This window comes from Sulfitobacter sp. M85 (assembly GCF_029285915.1).
GTDB lineage: Bacteria > Pseudomonadota > Alphaproteobacteria > Rhodobacterales > Rhodobacteraceae > Sulfitobacter > Sulfitobacter faviae.
In genome coordinates this window covers 432,495-458,366 of record NZ_JABECQ010000002.1, presented here as the reverse complement: position 1 = coordinate 458,366, position 25,872 = coordinate 432,495, and the positions used below count along the sequence as shown (strand labels likewise).

The window sequence follows — 25,872 nt, the reverse complement described above, 5'->3', positions numbered from 1 at the left end:
CACTTTCGGCCAAAATCACTTCACAGCGCCGTGAATGGGTCGCGGTTTAGAAAACCGTCCGCTTTGCGTTCAACGCGGGGGCGTCGATCCTGTTCCGCCCCTTGCGCGCCGCCGCCAACCCTTCGGCATGGCCAAGGATCGCCCCAGCCGTGAGCCAAGTAAGCGGCGTCAGCGTGGCATTAAGCAACATGTCCATCATGGTAATCCCAAGGATCAAGAGCAACGGTGCGAGCCATGGGGATAGGGCCGCATCGCCCTTCCGGTAGAGGTGCAGCCCCACAAGGATGATCGGCAGCGCCAGAAGGCCCATCTCACATAGGTAGCCCAGCCAGCCGAACGTGCCGAAAACGATGATCCAGCGCCCATCGGGGATCGACAGTATATTGCCGTTCGTCGCATCGCGGATCAGGTTGCGCCCCCATCCACCCCAGCCGAACCACGGTTTCTCGGCGGCCCGCGCCAGCAGTTGCTCTTCGTTCATGAAGCGGTAGCCAAGCGATTGTGCCCGGTCCGCGCTGATCGCCTCGGCCTGTGCAAGGATCGCATCGAGCGGCACCAGACCGGCGTTGCGCAGCATCGGATAGATCACCGCCACGATGGCAAAAACCACCGCCAGCCGGATCTGCCACCGCGCCGGGGTCAGCAGCACCATCGGCACCAAAAGCAGCGCATAGGCCAGCGAGGCAAGGCTTTTGCAAAGCAGCAGAACCACGGCGAGATAGCCCGCCAGCAAGAGCATCTTCCAGCGGTCGATCACCGGGGTCTGCCGCGCCAGCGCCACCGCCGACAGCAGCGCGATACACATAAACAGCGCCAGCCACAGCGCATGGGGCAGGAACACGATGGGGCGAAAGCCCCCATTGCGCATCATCTGTTCAAAGGAGTGCTGGAAGAACCCGTAGATCCATGTGTTGAGCTGCGGTGAGAAACGGATCTCGAACAGCGAAGGCACCGAGTAGATCACCCCGCCTACCATGAAGGCCAAGAGCAATTCCCGCAGCCCCTTTTCATCCGCAAGGAACTGCCGCGCCAGCAGGAAGGGCACCAGCATCAGCACCTGCCCGATCAGCACCGAGCCGATGTCCCGGATCGAAAGCCCCGGCAGCGTGTCGACGGGGAAAAGGATCGGCTCAAAGCCGCGGATCGACTGGAACAGGATCGGATCGCCATTGGTCAGCACCGTGGGCACCGCCGAAAATACCAGCCCCAGCACCAAAAGCCCCGCCAGACGGGAGGCGGGCCAAAGCTGCAGTTTCTCTTGCGTGCCCAGCCAGATGATCAGCAAGACACTCAGGTTCGGGATCGACACTTTGTCGAGCCCCGGCACCAGCGGCAGGTTGAACTCCGCCAGCGGGGGCAGGAATAGATAGCCGCCAAGGATCGACCAGATCAGCGCCCGCTGGAGCGGCAGGTTGCGAAACAGGGCCAGACAGACGATGGGCCAGATCAGCAACATCAGATAGGCGACGGGATTTGGCATGACGTCCTTCGCGAAAGCCGCCTCGGGGCGCGGCAGGATGGGGCCGGGCGAAAATACCATCTGGCCCCGGCCCTGTCATCCCGCTAGTTTTGCCGCAGGTTCACTTTGGCGCGGGCTTGTTTGATAGATGGCACATGAAATCAATGGCATAGAGCGCGCAGCTTATGTTCCTTCGCCTGCCAGCGTCGGCGTGACAGCGGAGGGCGCGGCATGAAGTATGGCACGGGCACTGCCGCCGTGGAGGTCAATGTGGCGACGCGGGCCGCATTGTTTCAGGCCCTGCGCGCGCGCTTTGCCACGGATCAGGGATTCGCCCTTGCTACGCTCAACCTCGACCATCTGACCAAATTGCCCCGCGATGCGGGCTTCGCCGCCGCCTATCGCGCGCAGGATTTCATCGTGGCCGATGGCCGCCCCGTGGTCTGGCTTTCGCAACTCGCCAACCAGCCGGTCGAGCTGATGCCCGGCTCCGATCTGATTTTGCCGCTCTGCGAATTGGCCGCCGCACACTCGCTGCCTGTCGCCTTTTTCGGCAGCGATGAGGGCGCGCTGCAAGGGGCCGCAGCGGCCCTGCGGACCCACCTGCCGGGGTTGGAGATTTGCCATATCGCCGCCCCGCCCATGGGCTTTGACCCCGAAAGTGCCGAGGCGGATACCGCCCTGTGGGAGATCGCCCAAAGCGGCGCGCGTCTTTGTTTTCTGGCCCTTGGCGCGCCCAAGCAAGAGATCCTTGCCGCACGGGGGCGCGACATAGCGCCGGGGGTGGGCTTTGCCTCGATCGGGGCGGGGTTGGACTTCCTCGCCGGGCGGCAGCGCCGCGCGCCGAAATGGATGCGGATGCTGGCTTTGGAGTGGCTTTGGCGGGCTATGCAAAGCCCGCAGCGGATGGTGCCGCGCTATGCCCGTTGTTTCGCGATCCTGCCGCGATTGACGCTGGCGGCATGGCGCGCGCGCTAGCCCTCAGCGGTATTCGATGATCCGCCCGTCGCGGCGCATGTGGTATTTGAGCACGCCCAAGGCTTCGGGGAATTTGCCCAGCAGGGTGAAGAAGCCCCAAGCCACCCCGCCCCGCCGCATCAACCGCAACAGTTGCAGCGGATAAAGCAATGCCAGCCCAAGCCCGGCCCAAGGGAGCACCAGCGCCAAGAGCAGGATCACGGCGGGCAGAAGCGCCCCCCAGAGCAGCGCGCGGCGCGTTTCGGCCACCCAATGCCGATCCGGCCCGCGGCCATGTAGCGCGGCTCCTTCGGCAAAGGCATGGCCCGCCCGCAGGCTGCGCCGCCACCACTGACCGACCTTAGTGATCTGCGCGTCGTGCCATGTCATCTCGGCGTCGAGCCGCCATATCTGCCAGCCCGCGCGGCGCAGCCTTTGGCAAAGCTCCGGCTCTTCCCCGGCGATCATCTCGGCCCGGTAGCCGTCCACGGCGCGCAGCGCGTCCAAGCGCATCAGCGCGTCACCGCCACAAGCAAGCGCCTCGCCCACGGGCGTATCCCACTCGCGGTCGATCAGCCTGTTGTAGACGGAAGCCTCGGGGTTTTCCTCACGTCGTCTGCCGCAGACCACGGCGACCTGCGGATGGGCGCTCAGATGGGCCTCCGCCACCGCCAGCCAACCGTCTCGAAGGATGCAATCCCCGTCGAGGAACTGCACCAGCGTGATCCCCTCACCCAATGCCGCCATGCCCGCATTGCGCGCCCGCGCGGCGGTGAAGGGCTGCTGCATGTCAAGCTCGATCACCTCGGCCCCCAGCCCCCGCGCCATGGCGACCGAGCCATCGGTCGAGCCGCTGTCGACATAGACGATCTGCGTCACCTGCCCTGCCAGTCCTTGCAAGGACCGCTCCAACCGCGCGCCCTCATTCCGGCCGATGACGACAGCACCGATGCTCATGCGGCATGCTCATCACGCCAAGCGGCGACATGGGCGCTATAGGCCTCCGACGGCACCAGAAAGCCCGCACGATAGAGAAGTTCGACCCGGTTCCAGCGCCGCGCGTCCAGCGAGAAGAGCGACACATCAGGGTTCTGCCCGATCACCGCCATGCGCCGCGCGTCTTCGCCATGAGACAGGTTGCCCGCGCCCAGCGTCTCGGCATCCCGCGCGGCGGCGTCATTGGCGAAATTATAGTGCTTGATCACCGCCGTCATATCCGCCACCCGCACCCCCGAAGAGAGATGCGGATGCGGCGCGGGCGTGACCTCTGGCCCATTGAAAATCAGCGGATGTTTCGTCAGGCAGCAGTCTTCGCCAAAGACCTTGCCACGCACGCCGCCGAAAGCGAATTTCACCGCCTCGTTAGAAAGCGCATTGTCGGCCAGCAGGGCGGAGAACGGAATCTCCGGGCTGTGGTAATCGATTTTGCGCACCGCGCTGATGTCGTAATACAGGAAGGATTGCAGCGCCTGTTTGTAGGGCATCCCCGCCGCCGCCGCGAGGCTGGTTTTGGGAAACATCTCAAGCATCTGCGCGGCCAAGGCGGTATAGCCTTGCCGGTCGAGATAGGTGGTCAGCCCCTTGATGCCGATCTGGCTGCGCCCTTCGAAATCGAAAATCTCGTCCATACCGACATAGAGACACCAGCGGTCCTTGCCATAGGTCTGCGCGGGGTATTGGCGGATCAGGTCTTCGTATTCGGCCAACGGCAGAGTGCAACGGTCGATCACCGTGCCCTTTTGGGCCTTGACCCGGGCGATGGTGTCATCACGTGAGCCGTTGTCGATAAAGACGAAATGCTGCACCCCCATCGCGCGGTAATGGCGAAAGAAAGCGTCGAGGTAATAGCTGCCGTCGCGCACCAAGGCGATCAGCACCACCTCGGCCGGGGCGGTGTCGAGTTTGCTCGGCCCATGCAAATGCTGCAAGGAGGCGGCAAAACGCGCGCGACGGCGGGCGTTGTGCAGGCGTTGGCGCAGGCGGCGGAACAGATGCAGGGGCGATTTCATGCCCTTGTGATACGCCAGCCGCTCTGCGCGGTCCACTGCCCCCGTGCCCTTCCGCCCTGCCCCGCAGCGCCCCCGAGCGATTAGCCGCCGCCCTTTTCGACAGGTGCGGCGACCATCCCGCCCCCCGCGCGCAGGGCGGGGTCAAAGAAGGTATGCCGCGCCCGGCCTGCGTGTTTCGAGGCATAGAGCGCGGCATCGGCATTGGCCAAGACCACGTCGCGCGATCGCCGGTCCCCCCGCTGAATCCAGACCGTGCCGATGCTGGCAGAGACTTTGCAGACCTCGCCCTTAAAGTGAATGGGCTCTTCGAGCCGGTCGATGATCCGCTGGCCGATCCCGCGCAGGATGCCCTCGCTGCGCACATCGGGCAGAACCACGGTGAACTCATCCCCGCCCAAACGCACCACCATGTCAGAGCTGCGCGTCTCTTGCTGCATGATCCGGGCGACGACTTGCAGCACATGATCGCCCGCCGCATGGCCCAATCGGTCATTCACCGCTTTGAAATAGTCGAGATCGACATGCATCACGGCAAACCCCTCACCGGCGGTGATCAACCTCTCCAGCACCGCGTTGAGCGCGCGCCGGTTTTTCAGCCCCGTCAGCGTATCGGTAAAGGCCTGTTCCTCCGCCGCGATCCGCGCCTCTTGCAGGCGCAGGTTCAAACGGCGCGAGGCTTCCATCGCGGCGGATTTCGCCTCCATCAGGTACAACATCTCGATCGCCAGATCGGTGGCGGCGAAATCCGCATTGGTCAGCGCATAGTCCTGCACCCCGTCGAAAATCGAAATCCCGAAAGAGAGGTTCACGATCAACCGCCGATCCCCCAGCGGCACCAGCAGGCCCTTCAACTCGGTCCGCGGCGCATCGCGAAAAGCGAGGTGCAGCTTGACCCCTGCCGCCCGGCGCAGGTCCTCCATCCCCGCTATGCCACGGGGCCGTTTGACGGTGACCGTATCCAGAAACCGCCGCCCCGCCAGCGGCGTCCGCGGGCGCAACTTCTGGATCGTGGGCCCAGCGTGGCGAATTCTGCCGCTGGCTGAGAGCAGCAGATGCATCGGGCAAAGCTTGTCCAGAACCGCCGGATCGTGGCCTGCGCCACTCATGCCCGCGCCCCAAGCTCAAACCGGCGCCCTTCGGAGAATTCGGCCACGACCAGAATGATTTTCAACGCTTCGACGCCTTCGGATCGCCCGCAATGCTCCAACAGCACCAGCGCGCCATAGTCGTCGGCCATAGCACGCAGAACCCCCATCATCAGATAGCCGTATCCCACGAGCGGCGCCTCACAGATCAGGGAATACTGGCCATCGGGGTCTTCGCGCAGTTCGACCGGGGGCAGATGCAGTTCCGACAGGGCAAGGCGGGTCCGGTCCGGCAGATCGTCGAGCGATTGCAGGAAATCGCTGAAGCTGACCCCGCCGAACCGCAGCAAGCGCCGCACGGCCTCATAGCCCGGCTGCGCCACGAGGAAGGTGCCGACATCCTCCATCACCTCGGCCAGGGGCCGGTCCAGCACGGCACAGACCGCTTCGAGCACCGCCGGGGTGACGTGATCCGGATAGGTCATCATCGCCTCGAATTCGGTGAAATCCAACCCGGCCCGCGCGGCCACATCGGCCCAGAGCCTCTGCCCGTAGTTCGCGCAAAAGTAGTTTTGAATGCTGCGGTTGATAAGCCCGTGCATGATTGCCTCATTCCCATTTTCCCAACCCCAGATTGCGGGGGCAGTGGTTAAGATTGACCTGATGAATACAGTTGTCGGGAAATTGCCTTGGCCCCGCCCCGCCCCGCCCCGCGCGCGGAACCGCCGCCATATGCTGCGCGTTCGGTAAAGGAAGAAGAGGCGATGCCCCGTCTCTCCCCAGCCTGAGGAGACTTTCCATGAGCGATGATCCCAAACACCCCAAGGACGAGAACAAGACACCGCCCAAGAAACCTCAAGAAGACCTGCACCGCCCTGAGGCCACATTGGACGAAGCCCCCGCCGGCAGCCCCAACGCCGAAGAACGCTCACGACTTTCGGATTGATACTTTGGGTCCGACCACGGGGTCGGACCTTTGACCGACTAAGGCGGCCAAGAAGGGTTACGCAACATGAACAATGACGTCACAGCACCCCGGCAGCACAGCGCGCCGGGGTTTATGGTCTGTCTGGGCTGGGTGGCCATTCTTGGCTGTGTGATATTCGCCGTATCGATCCTGATCGCGGATTTCGTCGTGCCGGATCACGATTGGATCGCCGACACGATCAGCGATTTGGGCGCGGGACGGTATGAGTTCATTGTCGACATCGGCATCTATGCCTTCTCTGCCGCGCTCATCGCCTGCGCCCTGCTTTGCGCCCATGTGCATTTCGGCGACCGCTGGTGGAGCATCGCCACCATCGGGCTCGCCCTGCTGGGGCTCATCGTCTTTCTGGTCGGCGCGCGCAACGAATACGGAGACCGCGATTCCGATGGTGTGGTGATCCATATCTATCTGGTCTACGCGCTCGGCCTGATCATGCTCACCGTGCCTTGGCTGCTGTCGAAGGGGTTCGCCGATATATCAAGCTTTCTTGCCAAATCGCTCAAGGTGATCTCGCTCCTCTGGCTGGTCTCGGCCCCGCCGTTCTTTTTTCTGCCCACCGGCATTGATGGCGTCTATGAGCGCTATCTGGGCCTGATTGCCATGGCGATGGTGGTGCTTCTGGGGCGGTTCTTTATCCAACGGGGCCGGGCATTGAATGGGGGGCATGGCTGATGTTCTTTGATCACCTCTCGCTGGATATCCTCGCCCGGGCGCTGCTGCTTTCGGCCATTGCGCTGACTTGGGTGATCATCGTTGTCCGGGTCATCGGGCTGCGCACCTTTTCAAAGATGACCGCTTTTGACTTTGTCGCCACGGTCGCCACCGGCTCGCTGCTAGCCGGCGCCTGTCAGGCCACCACTTGGCCGGAGTTTGCGCAGCCGACCTTGGCCATCTCCGCCCTGCTCGGCGCGCAATTCGTCATCGCGAAAATACGGCAGGCTTCCGACAGCTTTGAGCAGGCCGTGCAGAACGAACCCGTGATCCTGATGCGGGAGGGTGAGATTTTCGATGCCGCCCTCAGCGAGACCCGCGTCGCGCGCGCCGATCTGATCGCCAAGTTGCGAGAGGCCAATGCACTGCGCTTCTCGGATGTGCGCGCGGTGGTCTTGGAGACCACGGGCGATATCTCGGTCCTGCATGGCGATACCCTTGAAGAGGGGCTGCTCGAAGGCGCGCGCATGGTCGAAAAATAAAGCGTCCTCAGGTCAAGCGCTCCGCCAAATGGCTGATATCCGGCAAGACCAAATCAGCATAGGGGGCGAGGTCTTCCGCCGTGGCGGGGCCGGTCAGCACCGCGACCCGCAGCATCCCCGCCACCCGCGCGGCTTCCAGATCGTGAACACTGTCTCCGATCATCGCGACAGAGGCGGCGGGAAGGTTCACATGGGCGGCAAAGGCGTGCAACTGCCCCGGCGACGGCTTGCCCCCATGGCCGCTGTCAAATCCTGCGATAAAGTCGAACATATCGACCACCCCCGCGGCCAGCAGATGGGCCCGCGCGGGGTGTTCGGCATCATTCGTCGCCACGCCAAGGCGCAGACCCCGGTCGCGGAGCCCTTGCAGAAACGGTTTCAGCGGCACCGCCTCGCGCTGTGGCGCGGCGCTGGCTTCGGCGTTGATGATGTCCAACAGATCCGCTGGCAGCAGGTCTGGGAAATGCGGGACCAAGGCATCGACCACCTCATGCGGCGTGCCGGCGATGGCGATGCTGTCCGGTGCGAAACGGCGCGTGGCGAGGTCAAAGCCGATGTCCGCGCCCACCCGTGCGGCCAGCCCGCGATCCCCCTCGCAGACCCGCAGCAAGAAGGCCTCGGCCCAAGGCTCCCAAGTCGCGGCGAAGTCGAAAAGCGTGCCATCCTTGTCGAACAGCAGCGCTTTAACATTTCTTAAGTCCAATGCACCTGCTCCCCCCCGGGCAGCGCCGCGCGGGCTTGCATGATCCGCTCATAGGGGATCGCCAGATGGTCGCAAAACCCGATCACCCACGCGTCGTCCATCATCAGGAAATCCAGCACAGCGCCCAGAAAAATAGGGTCGCTTGCCTGCGTTTTGAGGTCCGCTTCGGAGGCACCGGTGCTGCCCAGAAACACCGGCAACAGATCACCATTCGCCGCCAGCCAGCCCAGCGCCTGAAGCGCCAAAGTCTCGGCGGTGTCTTGGGTATAGGACATTGGAAAACCGTCTTTTGCTGAAGGTTGGAAACCCTTTGTTAACCATTAGGGGGCAAAGACTCTCGCATCAAACTGATTTGTACGGTGAAGGAGTTGTCGTGCAAGGGACCATCCTTATTGCAGATGCGATCGCGACCAATCGCATCGCCCTCAAGGTCAAGCTTTGTGCGGCATACTATCACGTCGTTCAGGCCGAAGACATGGAAGAGGCTTTGGCCTGCCTGCGGGAAAACCCGCCGGATCTGGTGATCTGCGCGCTGACATTGCCGGGTGGCGGCGCGGCGGACCTCTGTCGCGTGCTCAAAGCCTCTCCCGATACCGCGCAGCTACCGGTCTTGGCCATCGGGAATAGCGATCAGGCCGTCGACCGCTTTACAGCACTCGAAGCGGGGGCGAGCGATGTGCTGCTGAAACCGCTTGATTGCACGTTGCTGTTGGGCCAGACCCGCAGCCTCATCCGCGCCCGCAACGCGGCGGACGAATGGGAAATGCGCGAGGATACGACCCGCGCGCTAGGGCTGGCGGAGCCTGCGGCGGAATTCACCGCCCGCAGCCACTGTGTGATCATCCATTCCGACAGCGCGGTAAGCGTGAATTGGGCCAAACAACTCCGCCCTCAGTTGCGCGCGCGCCTCACCCTCGCCAATCCGGAAGAGGCCATTCGCGCCGCCGCCAATGGACCGCCCGACGCATTCGTTTTGGTTCTGCCCAAAGACCCTGTGCCCGCCACGGCAGCCTTGCGTCTGATCTCGACCCTGCGGGCCAACGCCCAGACCCGCCACACCGGGCTGCTGGTGGTGCAGCTGGCCCCGGATGCAGCGCTTGCTGCCACCGCCCTTGATCTGGGGGCGGATGATTTGATGACCGAAGGTTTCAACCCGGCGGAAATGGCGCTGCGCCTGCATGCGATCTTGCGCCGCAAGCGAATGACGGACCAACTGCGCGACACGGTGCGCACGGGGCTGAAGGCCGCCGTTTTCGACCCGCTGACAGGGCTGCACAACCGCCGCTATGCCCTGCCCCATCTGGACCATATCGCGGAACATGCCGTTGCGACCGCCCGCCCCTTTTCGGTAATGGTCGCCGATCTGGACCACTTCAAAGGCATCAATGACCGTTACGGCCATGCCGCGGGGGATTCCGTTCTGGTGCAAACGGCGGAACGGCTGCGCAACAACCTGCGTGGCATGGACCTTGTGGCCCGGATCGGGGGGGAGGAATTTCTGATCGTCATGCCCGGCACCGGCCTTGCGGATGCAGAGAAGACGGCGGCGGCCATCTGTGCCGATATCGGCAACCGCGGCTTTGTCGTTCCCGGCACGCCCCAGCCGATCCATGTGACCATCAGCATCGGTCTTTCCGTCGGCCCAGTGGAAGAGGAAGGCCACCCGCTGTCAGCCGAAGCCTTGATGGCGCGGGCGGATCGGGCGCTTTACACGGCAAAAACCCATGGCCGGAACCGGGTGAACCTGAGCCGCCCCGCGGCCTGAGGTTCGGACAGGCGGGGCGCGTTGCCGCTGGAAGTTGGGCAAGGTCCTCTGCCTTCAAGAGCGAGGTGTTGATCGTGCCTTTGCCTCTGCCTCTGCCTCTGCCTCTGCCTCTGCCTCTGCCTCTGCCTCTGCCTCTGCCTCTGCCTCTGCCTCTGCCTCTGCCTCTGCCTCTGCCTCTGCCTCTGCCTCTGCCTCTGCCTCTGAGAAAAAGCACGAGACAACAGCAATCAAACTTCAACCAAAGATTGCATTTGCACCAAAGCTTCCTTAGCGTAACGCAATGCAACAGGATCGGCCCCTCATCGGAATAGCCCTCATGATGGGCTTCTGCATCGTCGCCCCCGTGGGCGATGCGGTGGCCAAATTACTGGGCGCTTCGGTCCCCTTGGGGCAGGTGGTGCTGCTCCGCTTTGTCATTCAGGCGCTGATCCTGATCCCCATCGTCTGGTACTCCGGGCGCATCTGGCGGATGCGGGGCCGGGTGTTACGGCTGACCTTTCTACGCTCCCTTTTGCATATGGCGGGCATCGCGGCGATGTTCACCGCGCTGAAATACCTGCCCCTCGCCGATGCGGTTGCCATTGCATTCGTCATGCCTTTTTTCATGCTGCTGCTCGGCAAGTTCATCCTGAACGAAGAGGTCGGCCCCAGACGTTTGGGCGCGAGCATCGTGGGCTTTCTCGGCACGCTTTTGATCGTGCAGCCGAGCTTTGCCAATGTCGGCTGGCCCGCGCTGCTGCCCGTCGTCGTGGCGGTCGTCTTTTCTTTCTTCATGCTGGTGACGCGCCAAATCGCGAAAGAGACCGATCCGATCAGCCTGCAGGCCGTCAGCGGGGTCATGGCGGTGGTGATGATCCTGCCGCTCCTTGCGCTTGGCACCATGACACAGATTGCGCCGCTTCGGCTCATCCAACCCGATGCGCTCGACTGGACCCTCCTGCTCGGCATCGGGGTGCTCGGCACGGTGGCGCATCTTTTGATGACCTGGTCCCTGCGCTTTGCCCCCTCGGCCACTTTGGCGCCGATGCAATATCTGGAAATTCCCTTTGCCACGCTGCTTGGGCTGTTGATCTTCTCCGACTTGCCCAACCCATTGGCGGGCCTCGGCATTCTGATCACCGTGGGCGCGGGGCTTTACATCGTCATGCGCGAGCGGGCCACGGCGCGTGCTCTGGCCGCAGCAGTTGCGCCGCCAGTGGCGCCATAAGACGGCGCGGCAGAATCAGCAGCATATCAGGGCCATCGATCTCAAGCGTGACCGGCCCCAAGGCGCGGTTCGACGTGCCGGTCCGGCCACCCGGCGCGAAATCCAGCCCGTCGATCGGCCATTCCAACCCTTGGCTGCGCCCCGTCACCGGGGTCAGAGGCATGAGTGAGACCACATCCCCCGCCGCCGTCGGCAGCGTGATCCGCGGCGGGGCCAGCAGCACGATCTCATGCGCACCCAGCAAGATGCAGGAGCGATGTGGATGGGTGGCGAGCGTGTTAAAAGCCGCAAGCTGATGATCCAACCGCGCCCCGGTAAAACCGACCCCGAGCACCAGCGGCGCGTCGATCCGCGTCAGCGCCTTGTCGAAATCGGTGCTCTCTTGCTCGGCGATGCGGTGGCGCCGCGCGGCCGGGATTTGGGCCAACACCTCTGCCGGGGCGGAATCAAGATCGCCGATAACCGCGGCCAGTTCCACCCCCGCCGCCACGCCCACCGCAGCCCCGCTGTCTGCCGCCACGCAGGTCGGGGCCAGCGCCAGCGCCGCCTCAATGTCCCCCGCGAAGACCTCTCCGCCGCCCAGCAGCGTAACTGGCCCCTCCTCCCTTACGATATGCTCTGAAGTGGTCAATTAATGCCCCTTTTGGAAATCTGCCTTAATCTTGCCTTGAAATCATACGTTGAATGGCACAGATTCGAGCCGCTTTGGTCTTGGACATCGTGGTAAACGATACCTGCAACACCGCAGAGGACGAGCATCCGATGATGAACAGCAACAAAATCTTGACGGTCTCCTATGGCACTTTTTCGTGCACGCTGGAAGGCTTCGACGATTCCTTCGGCACGATGAAGGCCATTGCCGAGTATTTCCGCGATCTGGCCTCGGATGACCGCTACTTCGGTGCCGAACCACCGCAACCCGATGCCGAGATGCTCGCCCGGATCGCGCAGCGCGAAGTTTCCCGCCGGGTGCAAGCCCGCGAGCAAGAAGGCAAGATCGTACTGAGCGCGCTGGAGAACCAAAGCGCCGAAGCTCCGGCCCAAGCGCCTCCAGCGGCGGCCCCCGCCGCCGTGCCGGCTCAAGCTGAGGCCGCAGCGCCGCAAGCCCCCGTCGCAGCACAGCCTGCACCGGTAGAGGAAGAGGCCCCCGCCCCCCTCAAGGCCGAGATCGCCGACACCGCCGCCGTGGAAGCGCCCGCCACACCGGAACCCCAGATCGCAGAGACCGCTGAAGAGCCCGCGCCTGCCCCAGAGCCTGCACCGGCTGCCGAGGCCGAGGACACCAGCGAAGCCGAAGCCTTCTTTGCCGCCAGCCCGCAGCCGCAGACTCATTTCGAGGACGAAGCGCAGGAGGCCAGCGTCGAAGAGCTGCCCACCGCAAGCGCCGCCCCTGCCGACAGCATCGCCGCGAAGCTGCAGCGCATCCGCGCCGTCGTCGCCCAGCAGGACGAAGACGAAGCGGCTGGCTATGACGAAGAAGAAGCCGCGCCCGTGGCCCGCGCCACCGCTGAAACGCAAGCCGCGCCGGAAGAGAGCCAAGCCGCCATCGCCGCCGCCCGCCGTGACATCGAAGACGCGCTGGAGGCCGATGAAGCGACCGAAATGGCGCAGGAGGCTGCGGAGGATGAGGACGACGATCTCGCCGATATCCTCTACCGGCTTGAGGCCGAAGAGGAGGATGAGGCCAAAAGCGCCGAGACGGACGAGAGCCTGTTCGACGCCGAGGCCGATGAGCAGCCTGAGTCCGAAGCCCAAGCCGAAGCCGCACCGGAAATCGACGCCGCCGACCTGCCGCGCAAAGGGCGCGTGATCAAGGTCAAGCGCGCGCATCTCGAAGCTGCCGTGGCGCGGGGCGATCTTGAAGAGGTCTCGGACCCTGCACCGCAAGAGGCACCTGCCGCGAAGACAGAGGAAAAGCGCAGCTCTTCCCTGTCGCCCGAGGATGAAGACGAGCTGGCCCGCGAATTGGCCGCATTGGAAGCCGAACTCGGTGCCGCCGCTCCGCAAGAGGCCGAAGAGACGCCTGCGCCTGCGGTTGAAATGGCCGAGCCGGAAGCGGCGCCCGCTCAGGAAGAGCCCGAAGAGGTCGAAGCCGCCGCGGAGCCAGTCGAAGAGCAGCCCGAGCCTGCGCAAGCGGCCCGTCACAGCCTGCCCACCATCGACGATGAGACCGGCCCCGACATGTCGCGCCTGATGGCGGAAACCGACAGCAAGATGGATGAGGCCGAAAGCACCACGCGCCGCGATGCCTTTGCCCATCTGCGCGCCGCCGTGGCCGCCAAGAAAGCCGACGAAGCAATGGGGGGCCGCGCCACCACCGCGACCTCGGATGACGCCTACCGCGAAGACTTGGCCGATGTGGTCCGCCCGCGCCGCCCCGTCACCCGCCCGGCCCGGACCGAGCGGCCCAAGGCCGATGCCCGCTCCGCCCCGCTGAAACTGGTGGCCGAACAGCGCATCGATGTCGACAAGCTGCGCAGCGCGGGCCCCGTGCGTCCGCGCCGAGTGGCCGCCGTGGTGGAGCCGGTCAAAACCAACCCCGATGCCGAAAGCTTTGCCGATTTCGCCGCCGACATGGGTGCCACCAAGCTGCCCGAACTGCTTGAGGCGGCGGCATCATACATGTCTTTCGTCGAGGGACGTGACCAATTCTCTCGCCCGCAGTTGATGGGCAAGGTCCGCTCGATCGGCCTGCCGGATTTCACCCGCGAAGACGGGCTGCGCTCCTTCGGTCAACTGCTGCGCGCAGGTAAAATCGAAAAGATCAAAGGCGGGCGTTTCACCGTCTCGGATGAGATCGGTTATCGCCCCGATCACCGCGCCGTGGGTTAAACCACGGCCCACCGCTGATTACGAAAAAGCGCCCCGCGGGGCGCTTTTTTATTGGGTTTTAACGATCGTCTTCCGCATCGGGGTCGGCCTGTCCGATGCCCCGAAAGACAAATTTGAACGGCAGCGCCCAAACGATGCCAAGGGCGACATAGATGCCAAGCTCAAGCAGCACCGGCGGGCGGTCGAACTGGGCCACCGTCCAGACCGCCACGGCGATATAGCTCGGCAGCCCGATCAGCAGGATCACCAGCGCCCAACGGCGACGCGCCTTGTAGCTCAGCGCCATCAGATCAATCCGCGAAAGGGTCGGTCACCAGAATGGTGTCCTCCCGCTCCGGCGAGGTCGAGACGAGGGCCACGGGGCATTGGATCAACTCTTCGACCCGGCGCACATATTTGATCGCATTGGCCGGAAGGTCGGCCCAACTGCGCGCGCCTTCGGTCGATTCGGACCAGCCCGGCAGTTCTTCGTAGATCGGCGTGCAACGGGCCTGCTGTTCGGCCGCGGTGGGCAGATAGTCGAGCCGTTCACCGTCCAACTCATAGCCCACGCAGACCTTCAGCGTCTCGAAGCCGTCAAGCACGTCAAGCTTGGTCAGACAAATGCCAGTGATGCCGGAGGTGGCGCAGGTCTGGCGCAGCAGCGCCGCGTCGAACCAACCACAGCGGCGTTTGCGCCCGGTGGTGGTGCCGAACTCATGGCCGCGCTCGCCCAGACGTTGACCGTCCGCATCTTCAAGCTCGGTCGGGAAGGGGCCTTCGCCAACGCGTGTGGTGTAAGCCTTCACGATGCCAAGCACGTAGTCGATGGCGGTGGGGCCGAGGCCCACACCGGTCGCCGCTTGCCCCGCGATCACGTTTGAGGAGGTGACGAAGGGATAGGTGCCAAAGTCGATGTCCAAAAGCGCGCCCTGTGCGCCCTCAAAAAGGATGCGCTTGCCCGCTTTGCGCTTCTCTGCCAGCACCTTCCAGACGGGGGCAGCGAAACGCAGGATTTTCGGTGCGATTTCTTGCAGTTGCGCGATCAGCGCGTCGCGGTCGATGGCCTCGACACCCAGCCCCTTGCGCAGCGGGTCGTGGTGCTGCAGCGCGCGGTCGACGCGGGCCTCCAATGTCGCGGCGTCGGCCAGATCGGCCACGCGGATGGCGCGGCGGCCAACTTTGTCCTCATAGCACGGCCCGATGCCGCGCCCGGTGGTGCCGATCTTGGTGCCCTTGCTCGCCGCCTCTTCGCGGGCGCGGTCAAGCTCACCGTGGAAGGGCAGGATCAGCGGCGTGTTTTCCGCGATCATCAGGTTCTCGGGGTTGATCTCAACCCCCTGCCCTTCGATCGTCTCGATCTCTTTCAGCAGGTGCCACGGGTCCAGCACCACGCCATTGCCGATGACAGACAGCTTGCCGCCGCGCACAACACCCGAAGGCAGCGCATGCAGCTTGTAGACCTTGCCGTCGATGACCAGAGTGTGGCCCGCGTTATGCCCGCCTTGGAAGCGTGCGATCACATCGGCGCGTTCGCTGAGCCAGTCAACGATCTTGCCTTTTCCCTCGTCACCCCATTGGGCGCCGACAACGACGACATTGGCCATGATATATTCCTTTGCGATGTCCCGCGCCCGTATAGCGACAGTGGCAGGCGTGTGAAACTCGAAAAAACGCGGGAGCGGATTTAGACGCTTTGCCCCGCCTTCAGATGCACCGGCTCGCCATGCGGGGTGCTGAGATAGGCGGCCTCCCACCCGTCGCGCAGGGCGCGCAGATCACCGGGGCGGGCATGGCCCGCGTCGATCAGCAGGGTTTCGAGGGTTTCGAGCCAAGCGTTGAAATAGTCCTCCCCGCCGTTCAACGCGCGCGCCAGCCCGTGGCGCGCCAAAGTCGCGCCAAAGCGGGCGGCCCAGAAGGGCCAGTCGAAAAGGCCGCTTTCGTTAAGATGCACCGTCAGCGCGAAAAGCTGCGCGTGCCATGGCGCCTCGAACACGGGCTCCGGGGCGCTCATGGGGCCTCCAGATAGCTTTGCCAGAGGTCGAGCACGACCTCATCGCGGGGATGTTCAGGGTGCGCCCAAAGCTCAGAGGCCGGGAAGGCCACCGCGTAAAGCGGCTCAGGCGCTTCGCCCAGATCATGGGCGTTGCTATCAGGCAGAACATGGGTGCCATGCAACCGCAGCACCCGCCCCGAAGCACCCGCGGCATAGGCGGGCAGCCGGGTGTGCCCGCCCGGAACAATGGCGTTTTCCGGCTGCTTGCGGGTGACGACCCTGTCGCCCGGCGCAAAGAGCGGCGTGACGTCCGAGGGGCGATCCGCCGGACCACCACGGGCCAGCACCCCGGCCACCTGCGGCGCTTTCAGCGCCTTTTCCGCCAGCGGGCTGGGCGTGGGCGCGGTTTCGCCCGAGAGTTCCTCGCGGCTGACCACCCCGCGCGCGACCAGCATATCAGCCACCCCGGCGATCCATTTCTCGTAATAGCTGAACCGCATGTAATCGGTCGGGGCCAGACATTCGCGTGCGTGGCGCGACACGTCGATGTTCCATTGGCCCAACGTCCCCGTGGCCAAGGTCAGCGCCAGCGCGCGGCGGTGCCAATCGGCGTGAAAGACCACGTCTTCGCCCTCAGGCGTCACCGCGCCATCACCGAAACGCCCGCCCATGTCATGCACGCGGGTCATGGCGCTTTGGCCAATCCGGTGCCGATCATACTGTCGCGGGTGACAAGATCAGCCAGCGCGGCGACATCCATGCCGTCGCTCCCCGCAGGGCGTTGCGGGATCACCAGATAACGCACCTCAGCCGTCGAATCCCAAACGCGCACGGCGGTCTCTTCAAGCAGGTCGACGCCGAATTCAGCCAGCACTTTGCGCGGCTCGCGCACCACGCGGGCGCGGTAGGCATCGGATTTATACCAGCCCGGCGGGATGCCTAAAAGCGGCCAAGGGTAGCAAGAGCACAGAGTGCAAACGACGATATTATGCACCTCATCCGTATTCTCGACCGCGACCATATGCTCGCCCTGCCGCCCGAAGAACCCCATCTCGGCCACCACGGCGGTCGCATCCTCGAGCAGCGCCGCGCGGAAATCAGGATCGCTCCAGGCGCGGGCGACGACCTCGGCCCCGTTGCGCGGGCCGATGCGGTTTTCATAGGTGTCGATGATCTCATCCAAGGCGGCGGGGTCGATAAGCCCCTTGGCCGTCAGCAGTGTCTCCAACGCTTTGACCCTGAGCGCGGGCTCGGGCGGCAGGAGGGCATGGGGGTGGTCGTGGTCCGAATGATCATGTGGCATGCCGGCAGACTGCCCCAGCGGCACTCGGCTGTCCATCGCCGATCACGGGCAATCCCTTCATTTCTCTGCAAAGAAAATGGGCGAATTTACCCGCATTTCATGCTATAGTATTCCTACGAAGCGAGTCTGCACCACCTTAATTCCAGGATAACCCTCTTACATATTGTGGTTGAGTACTGCTTCAAAAGACCGTCGCCCCCATGCGGCGGTCTTTGCTCGTGCCTTTGATCCCTTAGGCCGCCCCCTCCCGATCCGATCATCACCCGGCGGCAATCCACCCTTGCCCCCATGGGCAAAGACGAATAGATACCCGCCAACCAAAACCGAAAGCTGTCGTACCCATGGAAAATGTCGTTCTGATCATTCACCTGATTCTGGCTCTTGGCCTGATCGCCGTGGTACTTCTGCAACGGTCCGAGGGCGGTGGCCTTGGCATGGGCGGTGGTGGCGGCGGTGCCGTTTCGGGCCGCGCGGCGGCCACGGCATTGGGCAAAGTGACATGGGCGCTCGCCGCCGGTTTCATCGCCACATCGATCACGCTGACCATCATCGCGGCGGAAAAATCCGCAGGCTCGTCGGTCATCGACCGGCTGAGTGCTACACCGCCCGCCCAGAGCCAAGATGGCAGCCCGGCCCTGCCCGCGGGCGACGACCTGCTGCCGCCTTCCGCGGATGGCAACACACCGCTGGTCCCTGCGGCCGATTAACCTAACGAACACAAAACCTTGAGGCACGGACCGGTTCCGCAACTGTATGTTGCGGCGGGCCTTGCCTCAAACGCACGAATCCTGTAAGGCTTAAATCCCGTGGTGTTGCGGTTTTCCGCAGCGCGTTTGGCTGGTTTTTGCCTGCAACAAACTTTGAATTCACGGGGGTCTCCGATCACATGGCACGCTATATCTTCATCACAGGCGGTGTGGTCTCGTCGCTGGGCAAGGGTCTGGCCTCGGCGGCTTTGGGTGCCTTGCTTCAGGCACGCGGTTTTTCGGTGCGTCTGCGCAAGCTGGACCCCTATCTGAACGTCGATCCCGGCACGATGTCGCCTTTCGAGCATGGCGAAGTCTTCGTCACCGATGATGGCGCAGAAACCGACCTCGACCTTGGGCATTACGAACGTTTCACCGGTGTTGCTGCGCGCAAGACCGACAGCATCAGCTCGGGCCGGGTTTACTCCACCGTGCTAGAGAAAGAGCGCCGCGGCGATTATCTGGGCAAGACCATTCAGGTGATCCCCCACGTTACCAATGAAATCAAAGACTTCATCGACATCGGCGATGATGAGGTCGACTTCATGCTTTGCGAAATCGGCGGCACCGTGGGCGATATCGAGGGGCTGCCCTTCTTCGAGGCAATCCGCCAGTTCAGCCAAGACAAGCCGCGCGGCCAGTGTATTTTCATGCACCTCACGCTGCTGCCCTACGTCAAAGCCAGCGGCGAATTGAAGACCAAGCCGACGCAGCACTCGGTCAAAGAACTCCGCTCCATCGGCATCGCGCCCGACATTCTGGTTTGCCGCTCCGAAGGGCCGATCCCCGCCAAAGAGCGTGAGAAGCTGGCGCTCTTCTGCAACGTGCGCCCGGATTCGGTGATCGCCGCGCAGGATTTGAAATCGATCTACGAAGCCCCGCTCGCCTATCACCGCGAAGGGCTGGATCAGGCGGTTCTGGATGCCTTCCAGATCACACCCGCGCCCAAGCCGAACCTGTCGCGTTGGGAAGATGTGGCCGACCGCATTTACAACCCCGAGGGCGAAGTCAAAGTTGCCATCGTCGGCAAATACACCCAGCTTGAAGACGCCTATAAATCCATCGCCGAAGCGCTCACCCATGGCGGCATGGCGAACCGGGTGAAGGTCAAGGTCGAATGGGTCGACGCCGAGATTTTTGACAGCGAAGACCCCGGTCCGCATCTCGAAGGGTTCCACGCGATCCTCGTCCCCGGCGGCTTTGGTGAGCGCGGGACCGAGGGCAAGATCAAGGCCGCGCAATATGCGCGCGAGCATAAGGTGCCCTATCTGGGCATCTGCCTTGGCATGCAGATGGCCGTGATCGAAGCGGCGCGCAACGTGGCGGGCCTGAAGACGGCGGGGTCGGAGGAATTCGACCATGAAGCCGGGAAAAAGCGTTTTGAACCGGTGGTTTACCACCTCAAGGAATGGGTTCAGGGCAACCACAAAGTGGCGCGCAAAGTCGATGACGACAAGGGCGGCACCATGCGCTTGGGCGCCTATGACGCGACGCTGGTCGAAGGGTCGCGCGTGGCCGAAGCCTATGGAACCACCACCATCGACGAGCGTCACCGTCACCGCTACGAGGTCGACATCGCCTATAAGGACCAGCTTGAGAAGGCCGGGCTGAAGTTCTCGGGCATGTCCCCCGATGGCAATCTGCCTGAGATCGTCGAATGGTCGGATCACCCGTGGTTCATCGGCGTTCAGTTCCACCCTGAGCTGAAGTCCAAGCCCTTCGACCCGCACCCCCTGTTCAAGGATTTCGTGCGCGCCGCCAAGGATGTGTCGCGGTTGGTATAAGCTTTTGAGGCCCGTGCGTTTTGCGCCGGGCCTTTTTTCTGCCGGGCAACCACTAAAAGGCCCGGAATCAAGCCGCAGGCGCCGGGCCATCGCCTGCCCGCCCGCCACGCCGTAGGCGTGCCATCATTCATTCGGCGCACCTGCGTTGCGTCGGGTAGGCGATTTCGCGACGGGCGCGTACTTCTGCGAGAACACATCATGGTAGCACCATAAAGTGGCATGGATCGCGGTTTGGTTCGCCCACCCGCGGACAGGCGCTGGCCCTCCCCCCTCTTTCACGTTGCACCCGCCAACCACTCCGCTACAGCTAGGCCATGCTGAGCTATCAACACATCTACCACGCCGGAAACCTTGCAGACGTGCAGAAACACGCGCTTTTGGCGTGGATGCTGTCTTATCTTACCCGCAAGGACAAACCGCTCACCTATCTGGAAACCCATGCAGGGCGGGCGCTTTATGACCTGTCGGATGCGGCGGCGGAAAAGACCGGCGAAGCGCGGCAGGGCATCGACAAGGTGCGCGATTGGTTCGCTGCCAATCACCCCTACAGGCAGGTTCTGGAAGCGCTGCGCGAGGCCCACGGCCCGCGCGCCTACCCCGGCTCTCCCCTGCTGGCCGCCAAACTGCTGCGCCCCGATGACCGCATCCATCTGGCCGAGTTGCACCCGCAAGAACACAGCGCCCTTGATTTGGCGATGTCGCCCTACCCGGCGAAATGCCACCTCAGCGACGGGTTCGAGATGGCCTTTGCCCTCACCCCGCCAACACCGCGCCGGGGGATGCTGCTGATCGACCCCTCTTACGAGATCAAAACCGATTACGAGACCATTCCGCGCCAGATCGCCAAACTCAACCGCGCTTGGAACGTGGGCATCATCGCGCTGTGGTATCCGATCCTGACCAATCGCGCGCATGAGCCGATGCTCGACACGCTCACCGCCAACCACCCCGATGCGCTGCGCCACGAAGTGCGCTTTCCGCCCGCGCGGCCCGGGCATGGCATGGTCGGCTCGGGCATGTTCGTGATCAATCCCCCCTACGGGCTCGACAATGAGGCACAGAACCTCACCGCCCGTTTCGCCACCTTGACCCAACAGGAGAGATAACAAATGCCAAAGGGCTATTGGATCGCCACCATGGATATCCACGACACTGCGATTTACGACAAATACCGTGCTGCCAATGCCAAACCCTTTGCGGATTACGGCGCGCGCTTCCTTGTCCGCGGCGGCACCCAGCAGATCCGCGAAGGGCAGATGCGCGCCCGCACCGTTGTTTTGGAATTCGACAGCTACGCCGATGCGGTCGCCTGTTACGAAAGCCCCGGCTACCAGCGGGCAAAAGACATTCGCCTGAACGTGGCGGACGGGTCTTTGGTCATCGTCGAGGGCTATGACGGCTAAGCCCATGTGGCCCCTTGCAGGAACCTGCGCCCCCGATGCGCAGTTTCCTCTATGGCGACCCTGTTTCCTGCGATAAGTGAGCCCCATGCTGAACCGACTGTTCCCCCGCCGCAAGGCACAGCCGAAACCCTTGCCGCAGCCCAATGCCCAACTGGCACTTGGCGCGCTTTTGGTGCGTGTGGCCTTTGCCGATCGCAACTACCGCGCCTCCGAGATCGGCCAGATCGACCGCATTCTGGCGCAGACCTTTGGCCTCAAACCCATCGAGGCGGCGAAACTGCGCGCCACTTGCGAAGCGCTTGAGCGCGACGCCCCCGGCACGCCGGAGTTCACCCGCATCCTGCGCGAAGAGGTCGACTATGCCGACCGCAAGGCATTGGGCGAAGCGATGTGGCAGGTGGCCCTTTCGGACGGGGCGCGCAACGATGACGAGGAAATTCAGCTTGTCGCCATCGAAACCGCCCTTGGCCTGTCGGATGAGGATATGGCCGCAGCCCGAGCTAACGCTTTGAACACGCTATGACATTCCCTTTTCCCGCAGCAGGATGATGACGCATATATGTTTGGTGACTTTCTCAGACGGCTGACCCAGCCCGAACCCGATCCATTGGCCGATAATGACGCCCGCCTTGCGCTGACCGCGCTTTTGGTGCGCATCGCCCGGTCCGACAATGACTACGCAATGAGCGAGCGGCGCCTGATCGACCGGATCGCCGCCGAGCGCTACGGCCTGAACGAGGCCGACGCCATCGCCCTGCGTAAAGAGGCCGAAGAGCTTGAGGCCCAAGCCCCCGACACCGTGCGCTTTACCCGCGCGATCAAGGATGCGGTGCCCTATGAGCACCGGCTGGAGGTCATCGAGGCACTTTGGCAGGTGGTTCTGGCCGACGGCAGCCGTTCCGACGAAGAAGACGCGCTGCTGCGGCTGGTGTCGAACCTATTGGGCGTCACCGATACCGACAGCGCCATGGCGCGCCAGCGTGTTGCCAAAGAAAACTGACCTAGCGTCAGCACCGGGACTGTGATGCAACGCGGGGCAAACTCTGCGTTGCAATTTCCGTCGATTCGTCGCTTTATAGCGCACTGAAATGACAGATTGGCGACAGTTTCCGTGACCACAGACACCCCGGTTATCCAGATCAAGAACCTCCACAAGGCCTATGGCGCGCTGGAGGTTCTCAAAGGGGTAGATCTGACCGCCCCGCGTGGCCATGTGATCTCGCTCATCGGGTCGTCCGGCTCGGGCAAATCGACGCTTCTGCGCTGCTGCAACCTGTTGGAAGACAGCCAACAGGGCGAGGTGATCTTTAAGGGCGAACCGGTGCGTTGGAAGGGCGACGGCCACCAGCGCTGTCCGGCGGACGCCAAACAGGTGCTGCGCATCCGCACCAACCTGTCGATGGTCTTCCAGCAGTTCAATCTCTGGGCGCATATGTCGATCCTACAAAACGTGATGGAAGCGCCGCTGACCGTGCTGGGCCGCGACCGGGCGGAGGTGGAGCGCGCCGCGCGTGGCTATCTGGAAAAGGTCGGCATCGGCGACAAATGCGATGTCTACCCTGCCCAGCTTTCTGGCGGGCAGCAACAGCGCGCCGCCATTGCCCGCGCGCTCTGCATGGAGCCCGAGGCGCTGCTGTTCGATGAGCCCACCAGCGCGCTCGACCCCGAGTTGGAGCAGGAAGTCGTCAAGGTTATCAAGGATCTGGCCGCAGAGGGGCGCACGATGGTGATCGTGACCCATGACATGAAACTGGCCGCCGATGTCAGCGATCATGTCGTCTTTTTGCACCAAGGTCTGATCGAGGAACAAGGGACGCCCGAAGAGGTCTTCGGCGCGCCCAAATCGGAACGTCTGCGTGGGTTCCTTTCGGCAACCCAGCCTGCGTAAACAAGAACCAAAGGGAGTTACCAAATGAAAAAGATCCTACTGGCAAGCGTCGCGCTCAGCATGACCGCTGGCTTCGCGATGGCCGAAGCCCATGGCAAAACCATCCGCATGGGCACCGAGGGCGCCTACCCCCCCTACAACTTCATCAACGACGCCGGCGAAGTCGACGGGTTCGAGCGTGAGCTGGGCGACGAGCTGTGCGAGCGCGCCGAGCTGACCTGCGAATGGGTCAAGAACGACTGGGACAGCATCATCCCCAACCTCGTGTCGGGCAACTACGACACCATCATGGCGGGCATGAGCATCACCGACGAGCGTAAGGAAGTCATCGCCTTCACGCAGAACTACTATCCGCCCACCGCCTCGGCCTATGTCGCGGCTTCTGAGGACGCGGACCTCGAAGGCGGCGTTGTCGCCGGTCAGACCGCAACCATCCAGGCGGGCTATGTCGCCGAAAGCGGCGCCACGCTGATCGAATTCGCAACCCCGGAAGAGACCGTCGCCGCCGTGCGCAACGGTGAGGCCGATGCGGTCTTCGCCGACAAGGATTACCTCGTGCCGATCGTCGAGGAATCCGGCGGTGAGCTGATGTTCGTGGGCGACGATGTGCCGCTCGGCGGTGGCATCGGCATGGGCCTGCGCCAGTCCGACACCGAACTGCGCGACACCTTCGACGCCGTCATCACAGAGATGAAGGAAGACGGTACGCTCAACGAGATGCTCAAGAAGTGGTTCGGCGAAGACACCACCACCTACGAGTGATTCCATCTCAGGCGCGCCCGTCGCGGCGCGCCTGACCACGCCTGCGCGGGCCCCGCGCGCAGATCAGCCCACGGGGGCCCATGTTCTCTTTCTGCACCGATCCGTCGACCCTGAATGACTGGCTCTGGACCGCCTGTTACCTGACCACCGGCGTCCATATGTCCTTCTACCTGTCCTTCCTGAAGGTCCTGCTGCTTTTGGCGGTTACCGCCCCCGTGGCGCTGGCCTTCGGCTTTGGCGGGGCCATGATGGCACGCGCGCGTTTCGCGCCGCTCAGCTGGGTCGGCAAGGGCTATATCGCGCTGGTGCGTGGTGTGCCGGATATCGCCTTCTTCCTGTTTTTCGTGATCGCGCTCGATCAGGGCATCGAGTACCTGCGCCACAAGGTGCTTTGCCCCGATTGGGATATGCCGATCCGCCAAGGCAGCGACTTCGTCGTCTGCCAAGAAGCCAAGATGCCCTTGGGCAATGCCGCCCAATGGGTGCATGAGACCTATGGCTTCGGCCTCGCCGTCTTTACCTTTGCCATCGTTTTCGGGGCCTTCGCGGCCAATGTGCTTTTCGGGGCCATGCGCGCCGTGCCGCGCCCGCAACTCGAAACCGCCGAAGCCTATGGCATGACCCACCGCCAAACCTTCTGGCGGGTGCTGGTGCCGCAGATGTGGGTCTATGCCCTGCCCGGCCTCAGCAACCTGTGGATGGTGCTGATCAAGGCCACGCCGCTGCTGTTCCTGCTAGGCGTCGAAGACATCGTCTATTGGGCGCGTGAGTTGGGCGGCACCAAGACGCCGCGCTTTACCGATTACCCGCACCCTGACTGGCGCATGTGGTACTTCCTCGCGCTGCTGGTGTTCTACCTGCTCTTCACCCGCATTTCCGAGATCACGTTGGACCGTCTGATGAAACGACTGACACGCGGCCAAGCCACCACCGGCGGCGAAGCCCAGCGGAGGGCTGGCGCATGAGCTGTCTGCAAACGATTCAGGACTACGGCCTGCGGTCCTTGGGCTATGGCGAGCGGCTGCTGCCGCGCGAAGGTTTCACGCTTTGCGAGCAGTTCACGCTGATTGGCTCGGGCATGATCTGGAACGTATATTTTGGCGTCGTCGCTTTGCTGACCGGCTTTTTCTTTGCGACGGCGCTCGGCGTTGGCAAGGCCAGCGCGAACCCGTGGTTCCGCAAACCGGCGGAGTGGTTCATCTTTATCTTCCGCGGCTCGCCGCTCTTCATTCAGTTCTTCTTTGGCTACTTCCTGTTTCTGTCGCTGAAATCGGAATACGCCTTCTTCGCCCCCTTCACCGCGGCATGGCTGGGCGCGTTGATCGTGCTCTTTCTCAACACTGCCGCATATTCGGGCGAAATTTTTTACGGCGCGCTGCAATCCATCCCCAAGGGCGATGTGGAGGCCGCGGATGCCTATGGTCTGTCCGGCTGGTCGCGCTTTCGCCGGGTGATCTGGCCCACCTCGCTGCGGCTCGCTTGGCCCGCCTATACGAATGAGGCGATTTTCCTGTTTCACGCCACGACACTGGTGTTTTTCAGCGGTTTCCCGGCATGGCAACAGCGCGGTGACGCGCTCTATTACGCCAGCTATTTCGCGGATAAGACCTTCAACCCCTTCGTCCCCTATCCCATTCTTGCCGGTTATTTCATCCTTCTGACGCTCTGCATCATCGGCGTCTTCGGTTTGATCAATTCCCGCCTCAACCGCCACCTGCCCCAAGCGCAACGCCGTAAAATTCGCTTGCGTCCTAATTTGATCCGGTAGTATCCATTATTTGATCAAATTACGCGGCGCGTGGGCGCCTACCGC

31 protein-coding genes are annotated in these 25,872 nt (G+C 63.2%); 17 read left to right on the top strand and 14 right to left on the bottom strand.

Features of this window, described 5'->3' with window-relative positions; all coding sequences use genetic code 11:
* Positions 1-46: 46 nt before the first annotated feature.
* Positions 47-1,540 (bottom strand): hypothetical protein, encoded by a 1,494-nt coding sequence (locus HKX24_RS06105; RefSeq protein WP_271693303.1) that lies wholly within the window; start codon positions 1,538-1,540, stop codon positions 47-49.
* A 150-nt stretch (positions 1,541-1,690) separates the two neighbouring features.
* Between HKX24_RS06105 and HKX24_RS06100 the strand changes: the two genes are divergently transcribed.
* Positions 1,691-2,437 (top strand): WecB/TagA/CpsF family glycosyltransferase, encoded by a 747-nt coding sequence (locus HKX24_RS06100; RefSeq protein ID WP_271693302.1) that lies wholly within the window; start codon positions 1,691-1,693, stop codon positions 2,435-2,437.
* 3 nt (positions 2,438-2,440) lie between these two features.
* On the opposite strand, the gene HKX24_RS06095 is transcribed toward HKX24_RS06100, so the two are convergent.
* The 4 genes from HKX24_RS06095 to HKX24_RS06080 are packed head-to-tail and all read right to left on the bottom strand — an operon-like array spanning position 2,441 to position 6,112.
* Positions 2,441-3,373: a glycosyltransferase family A protein gene (locus tag HKX24_RS06095; protein ID WP_271693301.1), complete on the bottom strand. Its 933-nt coding sequence runs from the start codon at positions 3,371-3,373 to the stop codon at positions 2,441-2,443.
* Positions 3,370-4,461, bottom strand: coding sequence for a glycosyltransferase family 2 protein (locus tag HKX24_RS06090; RefSeq protein ID WP_276153879.1), 1,092 nt, complete (start codon positions 4,459-4,461; stop codon positions 3,370-3,372). The genes HKX24_RS06095 and HKX24_RS06090 overlap by 4 nt, the downstream gene beginning before the upstream one ends.
* A 44-nt stretch (positions 4,462-4,505) precedes the next feature.
* Positions 4,506-5,531, bottom strand: a complete 1,026-nt coding sequence (locus tag HKX24_RS06085; RefSeq protein WP_271693299.1) for a GGDEF domain-containing protein — start codon at positions 5,529-5,531, stop codon at positions 4,506-4,508.
* Entirely contained in the window at positions 5,528-6,112 is a 585-nt protein-coding gene (locus HKX24_RS06080) for a heme NO-binding domain-containing protein (protein WP_271693298.1), read from the bottom strand. Before HKX24_RS06080 ends, HKX24_RS06085 begins: the two co-directional genes overlap by 4 nt.
* A gap of 197 nt (positions 6,113-6,309) precedes the next feature.
* Here HKX24_RS06080 and HKX24_RS06075 point away from each other — a divergent pair, with 197 nt between their 5' ends.
* The 3 genes from HKX24_RS06075 (at position 6,310) to HKX24_RS06065 (ending at position 7,691) form a co-directional block, all read left to right on the top strand.
* Complete coding sequence (locus HKX24_RS06075) at positions 6,310-6,456, top strand: hypothetical protein (RefSeq protein ID WP_156505607.1); 147 nt, start codon at positions 6,310-6,312, stop codon at positions 6,454-6,456.
* A gap of 114 nt (positions 6,457-6,570) precedes the next feature.
* On the top strand, positions 6,571-7,170 hold the full coding sequence (locus HKX24_RS06070; RefSeq protein WP_271693805.1) for a DUF998 domain-containing protein: 600 nt from the start codon (positions 6,571-6,573) through the stop codon (positions 7,168-7,170).
* Positions 7,170-7,691 carry a YetF domain-containing protein gene (locus HKX24_RS06065; protein WP_271693297.1) on the top strand — a complete coding sequence of 174 codons (522 nt, stop codon included), beginning with the start codon at positions 7,170-7,172 and terminating at the stop codon, positions 7,689-7,691. The genes HKX24_RS06070 and HKX24_RS06065 overlap by 1 nt, the downstream gene beginning before the upstream one ends.
* A 7-nt stretch (positions 7,692-7,698) precedes the next feature.
* Here the strand turns inward: HKX24_RS06065 and HKX24_RS06060 are convergent, their stop codons facing one another.
* Positions 7,699-8,394, bottom strand: coding sequence for an HAD family hydrolase (locus HKX24_RS06060; protein WP_271693296.1), 696 nt, complete (start codon positions 8,392-8,394; stop codon positions 7,699-7,701).
* Entirely contained in the window at positions 8,385-8,669 is a 285-nt protein-coding gene (locus tag HKX24_RS06055; protein ID WP_271693295.1) for a DUF3572 domain-containing protein, read from the bottom strand. The genes HKX24_RS06060 and HKX24_RS06055 overlap by 10 nt, the downstream gene beginning before the upstream one ends.
* Before the next feature lie 98 nt (positions 8,670-8,767).
* On the opposite strand from HKX24_RS06055, the gene HKX24_RS06050 reads away from it, so the two are divergent.
* On the top strand, positions 8,768-10,159 hold the full coding sequence (locus tag HKX24_RS06050) for a diguanylate cyclase (protein WP_271693294.1): 1,392 nt from the start codon (positions 8,768-8,770) through the stop codon (positions 10,157-10,159).
* A gap of 54 nt (positions 10,160-10,213) precedes the next feature.
* Here HKX24_RS06050 and HKX24_RS06045 read toward each other — a convergent pair whose 3' ends face one another.
* The gene (locus tag HKX24_RS06045) at positions 10,214-10,390 is read right to left on the bottom strand and encodes a hypothetical protein (RefSeq protein ID WP_276153878.1); all 177 of its coding nucleotides are present in this window, start codon (positions 10,388-10,390) and stop codon (positions 10,214-10,216) included.
* A 49-nt stretch (positions 10,391-10,439) separates the two neighbouring features.
* On the opposite strand from HKX24_RS06045, the gene HKX24_RS06040 reads away from it, so the two are divergent.
* A complete protein-coding gene (locus HKX24_RS06040) occupies positions 10,440-11,366 on the top strand; it encodes a DMT family transporter (protein WP_271693292.1) in 927 nt (308 codons plus the stop codon).
* Here HKX24_RS06040 and HKX24_RS06035 read toward each other — a convergent pair.
* The gene (locus tag HKX24_RS06035) at positions 11,302-11,997 is read right to left on the bottom strand and encodes a thiamine diphosphokinase (protein WP_333909706.1); all 696 of its coding nucleotides are present in this window, start codon (positions 11,995-11,997) and stop codon (positions 11,302-11,304) included. The two genes, HKX24_RS06040 and HKX24_RS06035, sit on opposite strands and share 65 nt — an antisense overlap.
* Positions 11,998-12,050: 53 nt before the next feature.
* Between HKX24_RS06035 and HKX24_RS06030 the strand changes: the two genes are divergently transcribed.
* The gene (locus HKX24_RS06030; protein WP_276153877.1) at positions 12,051-14,198 is read left to right on the top strand and encodes a hypothetical protein; all 2,148 of its coding nucleotides are present in this window, start codon (positions 12,051-12,053) and stop codon (positions 14,196-14,198) included.
* Between the two features lie 58 nt (positions 14,199-14,256).
* Here HKX24_RS06030 and HKX24_RS06025 read toward each other — a convergent pair whose 3' ends face one another.
* From HKX24_RS06025 to nthA, 5 genes are all read right to left on the bottom strand, one after another.
* On the bottom strand, positions 14,257-14,484 hold the full coding sequence (locus HKX24_RS06025; RefSeq protein ID WP_067262328.1) for a DUF2842 domain-containing protein: 228 nt from the start codon (positions 14,482-14,484) through the stop codon (positions 14,257-14,259).
* 4 nt (positions 14,485-14,488) lie between these two features.
* Positions 14,489-15,784 (bottom strand): adenylosuccinate synthase, encoded by a 1,296-nt coding sequence (locus tag HKX24_RS06020; RefSeq protein ID WP_067262332.1) that lies wholly within the window; start codon positions 15,782-15,784, stop codon positions 14,489-14,491.
* Between the two features lie 80 nt (positions 15,785-15,864).
* Positions 15,865-16,191 (bottom strand): nitrile hydratase accessory protein, encoded by a 327-nt coding sequence (locus HKX24_RS06015; RefSeq protein ID WP_271693290.1) that lies wholly within the window; start codon positions 16,189-16,191, stop codon positions 15,865-15,867.
* Positions 16,188-16,862 carry a nitrile hydratase subunit beta gene (gene nthB, locus HKX24_RS06010; protein WP_271693289.1) on the bottom strand — a complete coding sequence of 225 codons (675 nt, stop codon included), beginning with the start codon at positions 16,860-16,862 and terminating at the stop codon, positions 16,188-16,190. Before nthB ends, HKX24_RS06015 begins: the two co-directional genes overlap by 4 nt.
* Positions 16,859-17,476 (bottom strand): nitrile hydratase subunit alpha, encoded by a 618-nt coding sequence (nthA, locus tag HKX24_RS06005; RefSeq protein ID WP_271693288.1) that lies wholly within the window; start codon positions 17,474-17,476, stop codon positions 16,859-16,861. The genes nthB and nthA overlap by 4 nt, the downstream gene beginning before the upstream one ends.
* A gap of 341 nt (positions 17,477-17,817) precedes the next feature.
* Here nthA and secG point away from each other — a divergent pair, with 341 nt between their 5' ends.
* The 10 genes from secG (at position 17,818) to HKX24_RS05955 (ending at position 25,827) form a co-directional block, all read left to right on the top strand.
* A complete protein-coding gene (secG, locus tag HKX24_RS06000) occupies positions 17,818-18,183 on the top strand; it encodes a preprotein translocase subunit SecG (RefSeq protein WP_067262351.1) in 366 nt (121 codons plus the stop codon).
* A gap of 179 nt (positions 18,184-18,362) precedes the next feature.
* A complete protein-coding gene (locus HKX24_RS05995; protein WP_271693287.1) occupies positions 18,363-20,006 on the top strand; it encodes a CTP synthase in 1,644 nt (547 codons plus the stop codon).
* Positions 20,007-20,320: 314 nt separating this feature from the next.
* Positions 20,321-21,112 (top strand): 23S rRNA (adenine(2030)-N(6))-methyltransferase RlmJ, encoded by a 792-nt coding sequence (gene rlmJ, locus HKX24_RS05990; RefSeq protein ID WP_271693286.1) that lies wholly within the window; start codon positions 20,321-20,323, stop codon positions 21,110-21,112.
* Between the two features lie 3 nt (positions 21,113-21,115).
* Positions 21,116-21,409 (top strand): DUF1330 domain-containing protein, encoded by a 294-nt coding sequence (locus HKX24_RS05985; protein WP_067261008.1) that lies wholly within the window; start codon positions 21,116-21,118, stop codon positions 21,407-21,409.
* 85 nt (positions 21,410-21,494) lie between these two features.
* Entirely contained in the window at positions 21,495-21,932 is a 438-nt protein-coding gene (locus HKX24_RS05980) for a TerB family tellurite resistance protein (RefSeq protein ID WP_209219000.1), read from the top strand.
* Between the two features lie 36 nt (positions 21,933-21,968).
* On the top strand, positions 21,969-22,409 hold the full coding sequence (locus HKX24_RS05975; RefSeq protein ID WP_271693284.1) for a TerB family tellurite resistance protein: 441 nt from the start codon (positions 21,969-21,971) through the stop codon (positions 22,407-22,409).
* Between the two features lie 111 nt (positions 22,410-22,520).
* Positions 22,521-23,297, top strand: a complete 777-nt coding sequence (locus HKX24_RS05970; RefSeq protein WP_209219002.1) for an ATP-binding cassette domain-containing protein — start codon at positions 22,521-22,523, stop codon at positions 23,295-23,297.
* 24 nt (positions 23,298-23,321) lie between these two features.
* Positions 23,322-24,059, top strand: coding sequence for a transporter substrate-binding domain-containing protein (locus HKX24_RS05965; RefSeq protein ID WP_271687868.1), 738 nt, complete (start codon positions 23,322-23,324; stop codon positions 24,057-24,059).
* An 80-nt stretch (positions 24,060-24,139) separates the two neighbouring features.
* On the top strand, positions 24,140-25,024 hold the full coding sequence (locus HKX24_RS05960; protein WP_209219004.1) for an ABC transporter permease subunit: 885 nt from the start codon (positions 24,140-24,142) through the stop codon (positions 25,022-25,024).
* Positions 25,021-25,827, top strand: a complete 807-nt coding sequence (locus tag HKX24_RS05955; protein ID WP_271693281.1) for an ABC transporter permease subunit — start codon at positions 25,021-25,023, stop codon at positions 25,825-25,827. Before HKX24_RS05960 ends, HKX24_RS05955 begins: the two co-directional genes overlap by 4 nt.
* Positions 25,828-25,872: the final 45 nt, after the last annotated feature.

Bases quoted from the DNA above. Each gene is read 5' to 3' on its own strand.
- HKX24_RS06040 (WP_271693292.1), top strand. From the start codon at position 10,440: ATGCAACAGGATCGGCCCCTCATCGGAATAGCCCTCATGATGGGCTTC.
- HKX24_RS05995 (WP_271693287.1), top strand. From the start codon at position 18,363: ATGGCACGCTATATCTTCATCACAGGCGGTGTGGTCTCGTCGCTGGGC.
- HKX24_RS05975 (WP_271693284.1), top strand. From the start codon at position 21,969: ATGTTTGGTGACTTTCTCAGACGGCTGACCCAGCCCGAACCCGATCCA.
- HKX24_RS06025 (WP_067262328.1), bottom strand. From the start codon at position 14,484: ATGGCGCTGAGCTACAAGGCGCGTCGCCGTTGGGCGCTGGTGATCCTG.
- HKX24_RS06085 (WP_271693299.1), bottom strand. From the start codon at position 5,531: ATGAGTGGCGCAGGCCACGATCCGGCGGTTCTGGACAAGCTTTGCCCG.
- nthB (WP_271693289.1), bottom strand. From the start codon at position 16,862: ATGACCCGCGTGCATGACATGGGCGGGCGTTTCGGTGATGGCGCGGTG.
- HKX24_RS06070 (WP_271693805.1), top strand. From the start codon at position 6,571: ATGGTCTGTCTGGGCTGGGTGGCCATTCTTGGCTGTGTGATATTCGCC.
- HKX24_RS05985 (WP_067261008.1), top strand. From the start codon at position 21,116: ATGCCAAAGGGCTATTGGATCGCCACCATGGATATCCACGACACTGCG.
- HKX24_RS06105 (WP_271693303.1), bottom strand. From the start codon at position 1,540: ATGGTATTTTCGCCCGGCCCCATCCTGCCGCGCCCCGAGGCGGCTTTC.
- HKX24_RS06030 (WP_276153877.1), top strand. From the start codon at position 12,051: ATGGCACAGATTCGAGCCGCTTTGGTCTTGGACATCGTGGTAAACGAT.
- HKX24_RS06015 (WP_271693290.1), bottom strand. From the start codon at position 16,191: ATGAGCGCCCCGGAGCCCGTGTTCGAGGCGCCATGGCACGCGCAGCTT.
- HKX24_RS06095 (WP_271693301.1), bottom strand. From the start codon at position 3,373: ATGAGCATCGGTGCTGTCGTCATCGGCCGGAATGAGGGCGCGCGGTTG.
- HKX24_RS05955 (WP_271693281.1), top strand. From the start codon at position 25,021: ATGAGCTGTCTGCAAACGATTCAGGACTACGGCCTGCGGTCCTTGGGC.
- rlmJ (WP_271693286.1), top strand. From the start codon at position 20,321: ATGCTGAGCTATCAACACATCTACCACGCCGGAAACCTTGCAGACGTG.
- HKX24_RS06100 (WP_271693302.1), top strand. From the start codon at position 1,691: ATGAAGTATGGCACGGGCACTGCCGCCGTGGAGGTCAATGTGGCGACG.
- HKX24_RS05960 (WP_209219004.1), top strand. From the start codon at position 24,140: ATGTTCTCTTTCTGCACCGATCCGTCGACCCTGAATGACTGGCTCTGG.
- HKX24_RS06055 (WP_271693295.1), bottom strand. From the start codon at position 8,669: ATGTCCTATACCCAAGACACCGCCGAGACTTTGGCGCTTCAGGCGCTG.
- HKX24_RS05965 (WP_271687868.1), top strand. From the start codon at position 23,322: ATGAAAAAGATCCTACTGGCAAGCGTCGCGCTCAGCATGACCGCTGGC.
- HKX24_RS05980 (WP_209219000.1), top strand. From the start codon at position 21,495: ATGCTGAACCGACTGTTCCCCCGCCGCAAGGCACAGCCGAAACCCTTG.
- HKX24_RS06075 (WP_156505607.1), top strand. From the start codon at position 6,310: ATGAGCGATGATCCCAAACACCCCAAGGACGAGAACAAGACACCGCCC.
- nthA (WP_271693288.1), bottom strand. From the start codon at position 17,476: ATGCCACATGATCATTCGGACCACGACCACCCCCATGCCCTCCTGCCG.
- HKX24_RS06065 (WP_271693297.1), top strand. From the start codon at position 7,170: ATGTTCTTTGATCACCTCTCGCTGGATATCCTCGCCCGGGCGCTGCTG.
- HKX24_RS06080 (WP_271693298.1), bottom strand. From the start codon at position 6,112: ATGCACGGGCTTATCAACCGCAGCATTCAAAACTACTTTTGCGCGAAC.
- secG (WP_067262351.1), top strand. From the start codon at position 17,818: ATGGAAAATGTCGTTCTGATCATTCACCTGATTCTGGCTCTTGGCCTG.
- HKX24_RS06020 (WP_067262332.1), bottom strand. From the start codon at position 15,784: ATGGCCAATGTCGTCGTTGTCGGCGCCCAATGGGGTGACGAGGGAAAA.